Origin of the sequence: Fibrobacter sp. (assembly GCA_024398965.1) — a bacterium.
GTDB lineage: Bacteria > Fibrobacterota > Fibrobacteria > Fibrobacterales > Fibrobacteraceae > Fibrobacter.
Map to the genome: position 1 here is coordinate 1 of JAKSIF010000072.1, position 9,032 is coordinate 9,032.

General features: G+C 50.7%; 9 protein-coding genes. 8 read left to right on the plus strand and 1 reads right to left on the minus strand.

Annotation, left to right across the window (positions count from 1 at the left end; translation table 11 throughout):
- Window positions 1-420 precede the first annotated feature (420 nt).
- The 7 genes from MJZ26_13870 to MJZ26_13900 all read left to right on the plus strand — a co-directional run bounded on the left by MJZ26_13870 (window position 421) and on the right by MJZ26_13900 (window position 7,492).
- A complete protein-coding gene (locus MJZ26_13870) occupies window positions 421-2,280 on the plus strand; it encodes a DUF1926 domain-containing protein (GenBank protein MCQ2106866.1) in 1,860 nt (619 codons plus the stop codon).
- A gap of 3 nt (window positions 2,281-2,283) precedes the next feature.
- On the plus strand, window positions 2,284-2,973 hold the full coding sequence (locus tag MJZ26_13875) for a hypothetical protein (protein MCQ2106867.1): 690 nt from the start codon (window positions 2,284-2,286) through the stop codon (window positions 2,971-2,973).
- Between the two features lie 11 nt (window positions 2,974-2,984).
- Entirely contained in the window at window positions 2,985-3,686 is a 702-nt protein-coding gene (locus MJZ26_13880; GenBank protein ID MCQ2106868.1) for a transglycosylase SLT domain-containing protein, read from the plus strand.
- A 72-nt stretch (window positions 3,687-3,758) separates the two neighbouring features.
- Window positions 3,759-5,114 (plus strand): TolC family protein, encoded by a 1,356-nt coding sequence (locus tag MJZ26_13885; GenBank protein MCQ2106869.1) that lies wholly within the window; start codon window positions 3,759-3,761, stop codon window positions 5,112-5,114.
- Window positions 5,115-5,120: 6 nt separating this feature from the next.
- Entirely contained in the window at window positions 5,121-5,708 is a 588-nt protein-coding gene (locus MJZ26_13890; GenBank protein ID MCQ2106870.1) for an ABC transporter substrate-binding protein, read from the plus strand.
- 36 nt (window positions 5,709-5,744) lie between these two features.
- Window positions 5,745-6,761: a hypothetical protein gene (locus tag MJZ26_13895; protein ID MCQ2106871.1), complete on the plus strand. Its 1,017-nt coding sequence runs from the start codon at window positions 5,745-5,747 to the stop codon at window positions 6,759-6,761.
- The gene (locus tag MJZ26_13900) at window positions 6,761-7,492 is read left to right on the plus strand and encodes an rRNA pseudouridine synthase (GenBank protein ID MCQ2106872.1); all 732 of its coding nucleotides are present in this window, start codon (window positions 6,761-6,763) and stop codon (window positions 7,490-7,492) included. Before MJZ26_13895 ends, MJZ26_13900 begins: the two co-directional genes overlap by 1 nt.
- 131 nt (window positions 7,493-7,623) lie before the next feature.
- Here the strand turns inward: MJZ26_13900 and MJZ26_13905 are convergent, their stop codons facing one another.
- Window positions 7,624-8,013, minus strand: coding sequence for an integration host factor subunit beta (locus MJZ26_13905; protein MCQ2106873.1), 390 nt, complete (start codon window positions 8,011-8,013; stop codon window positions 7,624-7,626).
- Between the two features lie 105 nt (window positions 8,014-8,118).
- Between MJZ26_13905 and MJZ26_13910 the strand changes: the two genes are divergently transcribed.
- On the plus strand, window positions 8,119-9,032 hold a 914-nt coding region (locus MJZ26_13910; GenBank protein ID MCQ2106874.1), incomplete at its 3' end, for a tRNA-dihydrouridine synthase.

A 9,032-nucleotide genomic window follows, 5' to 3' on the forward strand; every position in this document is an offset into this window, starting at 1 on the left:
CTGCTGGATTCACGAGGCCCCTGAGCTTAACGCTCGGGGGCCTCTCTTTTTTTTGTATCCGACGCAGGGGCTTCGCGATACGGCGTTGCTCGCCACCTCATGTACACCCGGTACACCACGGCGGCTCGCGCCTTGTCTCCCTCGCCCCTCTCGCGGATACGGAATGCTAGACGCTGGACGAAAAAATGTCGGGCGGATGTCGTGTACGGCTTCGGCCCACGGCTCCTCCCATCGCCAGGCGCCGGACGTAAAACTGCTGGACGTAAAACTGTCTGATACATCCGCGGGCTGTGTACAGCGGGAATGTCGCCATATGTCTTGTTGCCGCCGTACTTGCGGTGAAATTTTACGGCAGTGCCACATCTCACGGCAATTTCTTTTTTACACCTTTTTCCCCCTGAATTTGTTATTCTTTGTACCATGAGTTATTCGCTTTCTTTTGTCCTTCAGCTACCTCCTTCGACAGCTTACGCCAAACTGGATTCTGTTGCGCAGAACCTGCTTTCGGGCATGAGCAAGATGTTGGAATCCGGCAAGGTGAAGTTTTCCATCTTTATGGATGGTCCTACCTTGGAGGCTGCCCACAAGGCTGCCCGTCCGCTGATGTTTGGAAGGTTCAAGAAAGCTATCGAAGAAGGTTTTCTAGAGGTTCTTGGCGGCGGTTATTACGACCCCATGCTGCCGCTATTCCCGACGGAGCTGCAGTCTATGCAGTTGGCGGAACATCGTGACTTGATGTGGAAGCTGTTCGGCGTAGAACCTGCCGGATACTTCAATTCCTCCATGGTGTGGGAAATGGAGATGACGGAACTTCTCGAAAAGAACCGTTTTGAATTTGCGCTAGTGCAGGAATCCGCATTGCAGGATGCCCTTGGCCGTACAACGCATGTGTCTGGCTGGTATTCCGTGGAGGACAAGGGTTCCTTCATGAGGGTGTTGCCTGTTTCGGAACGCTTGTCCCAGGCTATTGAGGAAGATGATATTCAATGGCAGGAGATTGCAGAACTGTACTGCAGGGACGGCAAGACTGCTGTTGTGATTCTTGACGTTCCTCCACAGCCTGGCGATATTGTTCCCTTCTTTGAACGTCTTATAGATTTCGTCGAGACGAACGACATCGCGACCAAAACCGTGGGCAGTGTTGTGAACGACCAGAATTCCGAGGGTCGTCTGAGCTTCCTGCTGTCGGCCGGGCGTAAGATCGGGCTTCCCGTGACGGCAAAGACCTGCCGTGAGCTTTTGATCAGACGTCCCGAGGTGAATCTTCTGCATAAGTCTCTGATGGCTTTGTTCCATAGGGCGGAAGCCTCCCTCAAGGACAAGGAACTTCGTAACATTTACCAAATGCTCTTGCCCGCCATGTCGCCGATTTATTACCGCGATATGCAGGATTGTTCCGGCATGCGCTCCCCTCAGGTGCGTTCCTGGGGTAGCAGGTTCTTGCTGCAGGCATCAAAACGTTTGACGGAGCTTGTCTCCTTTGACGGTATCCGTCTTGAAATCGCAGATTTTATGCTGGAAGGACGCAAGTCCATCTGGGCGGAAAATCAGGAGTATACCTTCTTGATGGATTACTTTACCGGTGGTATTCTCCGTATCTTGAACATGACTTCCGGCGAGAACACCGTTCTTGGTTCCTGGCGTGATGATGGCATGGCCTCTGTAGGTTTCCTTGACTTTATGATTCCCAACACGGAAATTCATGCCCCTAAGCTGGACCAACTTTTGGCTGATAGGGAAGGCTGTCTTAAGGATTCGTACGATTATCAGATCAAGCGTCACGAGGACGGTACCGACATCAAGCTTCTTTCGGAACAGCATTTCAACCTTGCTGAAAAGAAGGGTTTGTTCCACGTTCAAAAGGACTACGCCCTTTCTGCCACTGGTTCTGAATTCACTTTGAAATATGTGGTGAACAACAACGGATTTGAAATGGTCAAGGGTTTCTTTGGAACCTTGATCGAAACAGGGCTACTCGCCTGCGACCGTACTAAGGGCTCCATTTGCGTCGATGGTTCAGATCTTCATTATGATTTTAGTGAACCTCTTGTTTATCCGGAGGCCCGCAAGCTGGAAATTGTGGACAAGTACAATTCCTGCAGGGTTCAGTTCGAGTTTGAACAGCCAGCTTCTCTTTTGATTTCCCCGGTGTTCAGCGCATCTTCTTCTGCGGCTCCCGAAGATTTCCAGGGTATACGCCTCTTCCCCTTCTGGAAAGTAGGGCTTGCTAGCCTTGCCGAGACTTCGTTCAATGTAACCACCCGCTTTTCAAAGAGGTAGTTTGTGAAGTCCGATTTGATTGACATTCAGGTGGAATCCCGCGGCAGCGATGTTGAAATTTCCTTGTCAGGATCTCTTGGTTTTCCCCAGCTTCCTGCCGTAAAGGAAAAGCTGGCCATGCTGGTGGATGGCCCGGGCTGTTTTTTCTTTTTGAATATACAGAACGCCCATTTTACCAGTGACCTGTATCTTGATTTCTTTCTGGAATTGTTGAATAGGGTGAAGGCTCAAAAATCTGCCCTTATCCTTATTTTTGAATCCGAGGAACTGTTCAAGTATTTTTCAAAGTACAGAAATCTCTTTGAAATTTACGAGAATCGTGCAGCCTACAAGAAGTCGGGCACCAAGAAGCAGTTGCAGCAGATTGGCTTGCACTATGGGTTCCGTTCTGGCATTACCCTAAGCTCTGGTGTTGCGGTTGCCTTTGCTGCCTTGATCCTGGGTTGGTTTATTACTTTGTTTATAATCGTGATTTCCCAGGGTTACGACATTTCTGATAAGCAGGCTCAGATTATCGCCTTGCAAAACCAGAAGGAACGGTACATAAGGGAAATCGATAAGCTGGAGTCCTCTATCGGCCCGCTCCGCAAGCTTGGCGTGGTACAGGACACGACGATGCTTAGCTCCTTTGGCCTGATCCAGGATTGGGTCGGCTACCTTGAATACATTGAAAATAGCAGGCGCGAAGAGTAGCGCTATACAAAGTGAAAACCAGTGTTCGCATATCCTCCTTTACGCTTGCGTTGATATTCCTGCTTTGGGCAGGAGTTCTCGCCATGTTCGTTTCCTTCTGGCATGATCGTCAGGTGGAGTTGCGGGAGCTTGCCCAGAAGGAAACTGTTTTACGTGGGGAACTGGAACAGCTTTCTACTTGGGGTAAGTGGACCATTGACTTTGTGAAGATCGACAAGGCTCTTGCCTACCTTTCTAAGGGGCGCTTGACCCAGGAACAAAGGGCCATGTTGACAGAACAGATTTGGCAGATTTCCAGGTCCTATGCAACGGACCCGCTACTCATCTTGGCGGTGGTTGCCCAGGAAAGTCATGGTAATCCCAATGCCCGCGGTCGTATGCAGTCTGGCGCATTTTCTGGGGCTCTTGGACTGATGCAGATCAAGCTTGAAACTGCGACGAAAATTGGAGCATACTTTGGACTTCGCGTTCAGACCGAAGATGACTTGATGAGGCCCGAAGTGAACGTTGCCGTTGGCTCGGCATACCTGATTCGTTTGATTGGAAAATACGGGAACTGGAAGGATGCCTTGATTGCTTATAATTTGGGACATTCCGCTGTGGATAAAATGCTTGAGCGTGGGGCTCCTCTTCCTACCCGTTATTATGAGCATGTTATTTCGAAGTACTGGGACTTGACTAGAATTTCTTTCTTCGACGAAGAAAAGATTTAGACAGCGGCTCAATCTTGTCCATTCAAACTTAGTTTAATTGCCGTGATCTTCGCCTTTTTATAAATTTGCGGCATGTATCGTGTCCTTGTTCTTTTGCTGATTGCATGCTGCGCGTATGCCGGAGAAGTCCGGTATACCTTGGAGCAGTTTGTAGAACAGGGCCTGACAAACGATCCCCAGACCGCAGAAACCGCTCACGGATTGGAAGCCAAGAAGGATAAGATCCGTGCCTTGAAGGCTGAGGCCATTCTCCCTACGTTCTATGTTTCCATGATGGTGGGCCCCGCTCCGGGTCTTAAGGAAGAAGTGCAGCGCGGCGATACGGTGGATGTTTATGACTTTACCAAGATGGGTCCGTTCTGGGGTGTTCAGGCTAAGTTTATCCAGCCTTTGAATCTGGGGCAGTATAAGGCCGGCAAGATGGCCTTGGAAGCGGATCTGCAGCAGAAGTCCTTCGATATCGAAAATCAGCTCCACAAGAAGGACGTGGAACTCCAGACTTACTACTACAATTACCTTTTGGCCAAGGAAATGCAGCGCATTGCCGCCGATGCCCAGAAGCAGGTGGACAATGCTTACGAAAAGATGGAAGAGGCCTTGGACGACGACGATCCTAGCGTCTCCCAGATGGACTTGCTGAATCTCAAGGCCAAGATGCACACCGTAAAGGAAGGTGTTATCGAGGCAGACCTTGGAATGAAGCGCGTGATGCTTGCAATCCGCTTTGCCCTGAGTCTGCGTGAAGAGGATACCTTTGCTGCGGAAGATACGGTTCTTGTGCCGAGAACAGAGGCTCTGCCTAGCCTGGATGAATGCCGTAACCTGACTGCAAAGTATCATCCTGAATTACGCCAGCTGGCTGCCGGTATCCGTGCCCGTCGAATCCAGATGGACTTGGCCGAGGCTAAGCTTGCTCCGGAATTCTTTGTCATGGGCGAAGTTGAGTATGTAAAAAGTTGGGCTGGTAACCGAAGCATTATGCAGAAGGATGCCTTTGCCGAAGATGCCGTGAACAAGCTGGATGGTTTGATCGGTCTTGGCGTCCGCTACAATCTGAATTTCTGGAAGAACTGGGAAAAGTACCGCTCTGCCCGTACCGATTACCGTGGTCTCCAGCTCAAGGAAAATTATGCGGTGGAGGGCCTTATGGCTAAGGCTGAGGAACAGTATTACCAGGTTCTTGCCGCTAAGGAAAAGATGGATGCCCTTAAGGAAAGTCTCCGTGCGTCGGAGGCTATCTTGAAGGGTGCCGCCATGCAGTATGATTTGGATAAGTCCAAGACCGGCGACCTGGTTTCTGCATATACCCAGAACGTGACCATGCAGAAGGACTACTACTTTGCCGTTTGCAAGTACAATGTGGAGTTCGCCCAGCTCATTGCCAAGATGGGTATGTCCCTCAAGGACTATCGGATGAATGTTAAATAGTGGAGGATGATGATGTTCAAGAAAATGATGATTGCTGTTGCCTGTGCCTCTTTGATGGCTTTTGCAGCCGATGAACCGGTTAACGCAATTAAGAAAAAGGATACAGAGCTGCAGACCCTGCTGAAGAAGTCTAGCCGCAGCGCCAAGGAAACGGAACGAGTCAAGTCCTTGTTGAACGATTCCTTCGACTTTGAATTGCTTGCCAAGAAGTCCCTTTCGAAGGGCGACTGGGAAAAGCAGGACGCTGCTTCCCAGGAAAAGTTCGTGGCTGAATTTCAGCGCATGGTTCGCAACTCCAGCGCTAAGCGTCTGGAACTGTACCGCGCAGATTCTACCATCTACGAACCTGCCAAGATGAAGAAGAACGGCGAAGAGGCTTCCGTGGTGGCGCACCTTTGGAACAAGGGCAAGGAATCTGTTCTTGAATACAAGATGAGCCAGGTCAATGGAAACTGGAAGGCATGGGACTTGGTTATCGACGACTTGTCTACTGCACGTAACTACAAGGAACAGTTTGGCCAGATCTTGAAGACCAAGAGCTTTGCGGAATTGATTGACGTGATTACCAAGAAGGCTGACGAAGCCGAAAAGTAATCTGGATAAGGCGGCTAGTCGGGAATGAGCGTTGGGATGATCATATTGTCGGTACTTTGTGTACTGGCGTTGGTTGTCCTGTTTTTCCCGTTTATATTCAAGGTCGAGTTCGAGGTGAGCATGGCTGGTGCCGTGGCTCGCCTTTACTTATTCAAGAAACTGCTGAAGAAGTTTGAAAAGTCCTTTGGAAAGAAGGATGGCTCGGAGGCAGATGAGCTGGATGATTACAAGGACGATGAACCGGACGTGGTTCCTGCATACGTTCCTGCAAAGAAAAGCACTCCGCCGGAACCGCCCAAGGAAACGCTGAAAGCTCCGGAACCGCCCAAGGAGACGGTTGCAGAAAATTCTGAAAAGAAGGAACAGGAAAGTTCGACAAACGAATGTTTGCCAGAGCCTGCTAAATATTCGTCTGAAAAGATCTCTGAAAATACATCGCCGGAATCAAAGCCTGCTGAAAAAAACACAGAACAGCCCGTAGAAAAGAGCTCCGAAAACACTGCGCTAGAATCGAAGCCTGTTACAGAAGGTGCGGTAACGTCGGTGACTTCGGATGACAAGCCCCAAGATGAAGATGACGAAGAGCCCAAGAAAAAAGAAAAACGTTCCCTGACGGATCGTGAATTCTGGAGCATCATCTTGACTCCGGAGCTGGACAATACTGCGTTCTGGGCTGTAAAGAAATTGCTTGCCTGCCTGCTTAAGCTGTTTAGAATCAAGTTCCGGGACTGCTTCGTTGAAGGTATCCGTTCGGATTATGTTACCATGGGTTATGGTGCTGCGTTGAACGGAATTATCAAGAGTTTCCCTTTCCTGGAAAATTGGGATTTGCGAATGGACTGGACCCACGATCACGAGATGAAAGCGGAAGGTCGAATTTTTATTTCGGTTAACCTGGTTCGTATTCTAGGCTTGTTGATAGCAATTCTCTTTTACGGCGGAATTGTTGCCTTCAAGTTCTGGCGTCGCCGAGCCCATGTATTGAAGACGAATGAATTGCCCGAGCTGGATTGGGTGCGCAAGAAGATTGTGAAATTTATGGCGGAGGATTAATGCCTGCTTTGACTTTGGAACGTTTGGTAGCTTCTATTGGCTTTGGCTCCCGTAAGGAAGCCCGCGCCCTCATCCGCGCCGGCATGGTGGAAATGGATGGCGAGGTGGTGGACGACCCGTTCGTGGAGTTCAAGACTCGTCCCGAGGTCATTACCGTCAATGGCGAGGAAGTGCCTACGGTTGAAAAACTGTACATCATGATGGACAAGCCGCTGGATGTGGAATGCAGCCATAACGCTCGCGACCATCAGTCCATTTACGAGTTGCTGCCGGAACGTTTTACCGCCATGGGCCTGCAGTCCGTAGGCCGTCTGGATGCGGACTCCTCCGGACTTATCCTGCTTTCGAACCAGGGCGATTTCATCCATAAGGTGGAAAGCCCCAAGAAAGGCTACCTGAAAAAGTACCGCGTGACATTAGCCCGCGAATTCACTGCGGAGCAAAAGGCTGAACTCCTGAAGGGCGTGATGCTGAAGGACGAACGCCGCCCGGTGCTTGCCCGGGAACTTTCCGAGGAACGCATTGTGGTGGATGGTGCCGAAGTGGATTCCGTGGTTATTTCTATTGGCGAGGGCCTTTACCATCAGGTTCGCCGCATGTTCGCCGCTGTTGGCAACCATGTGATGACTTTGACCCGTGAGGCCATTGGTCCTGTCCAGCTGGATTTGACCTTGGGCAGAGGCGGCTGGCGCTTTATGACGGAAGAAGAAGTTGCCTCGCTGACGAAGTAAGAACTTCGCGAAGGTTCGTCGTAAAAAATAAAAGCCTCGGTTTGAACCGGGGCTTTAAACGTTTAGGTGTATAACTTAAGCTGGTTCCGCCTGGACGGGCAGGAGGAACTGCTGTTCGATATCGGCGAAGACTAGGCTTCTTCGGCGGCGGCTTCGGAAACGTCGGACTTGACCGCGATCATCACGTCCTTGTCTTCGGATTCCAGCTTGGCGTTGACGCCTTCGACGATAGCTTCAAGGGAGTTAATCTTGTCCTTGATGTCGTTGCTGAACTTGAAGGAAGGAACCATGCGTTCTTCAATCATGACGGTTTCGCCGGTACGGGGGTTGCGGGCCGGGCGAGACTTGCGGGGCTTGCAACTGAAGGTACCGAAACCACGGATTTCGATAGTGTTGCCTTCGATCAGCTTTTCGCCCACCAGGTCGAGGAACTGTTCGATGACGGTCTTGATATCGTTACGCACAAATCCGGTGGACTTGGCGATTTCTTGAATAAGCGATTGTTTAGTTATATTTGCCACGCCGTAAATATAGGTTTATCAATAAGTTAGCGTATATGTGGGCCTGAAATTAAATATTTTTTCGGGTAGAACATTGCGGACTTTTTGTGGATAATTGTGATTAGAATGTTGAAAGATGTTGAAAGTTTAAAACCGGCCGTTAAGTCCTTTAAACTTAGGGACTTAGAGGTGTTTCCCAACACCATTTTGAGCCCTATGGACGGGGTTACGGACGCTCCTTTCCGCCGTTTGTGCCGTGTTTTGTCCGGAAACCGCATGGGACTGTTGGTATCTGAGTTCGTTCCCACCAATGCGGACGAAATTTTCAGCCTTACGGGCCATAAACAGCTGAAATTCTACCCGGAAGAGAAACCTTTTGGCATCCAGATCTTCGGTTGCTATCCCGATAAGATGGCTGCGGCGGCAAAAAAGATCGCTGACGGCCTCCATCCTGACTATATAGAAGTGAATGCGGGCTGCCCGGCCCCCAAGGTGGCGGGCAAGGGGAGCGGTTCCGGTTTGCTTCGGGATTTGCCCCGCCTGCAGGAGATTTTGCACGACGTGCGTGCTGCGCTGGACACCTGCGAAGTGAACATTCCGTTGACTTTGAAGTGCCGTATCGGCTGGGATGACGATTCTATTAACGTGATGGAAACGCTGAAAATCGCCGAGGGCGAGGGCGTGGAACTGCTGGTGGTTCATGGACGCACCCGCTTGCAGGGCTACAACGGCCTGGCCAACTGGGACTGGATCGGGAAGGTGGCTTCCGCCGCCAAGATTCCCGTGGTGGGTAACGGCGACGTGAACAGCGTGGAATGCGCCCTGGAGCGCATCAATACCTACGGTGTCGCTGGCGTGAGCATCGGCCGCGGTGCCATGCACAATCCCTGGATTTTCGGGCAGATCGCCGACGCCTGGGAAGGAAAGCCCGCCCACATCATTACCGCCGAAGAGGCCCTGGACGTGTTCTCCATCTACTACAAGTTCCTGGATGAAGAAGGCCGCACGGAAATGGGTGCCATGGGCCGCCTAAAGCAGCT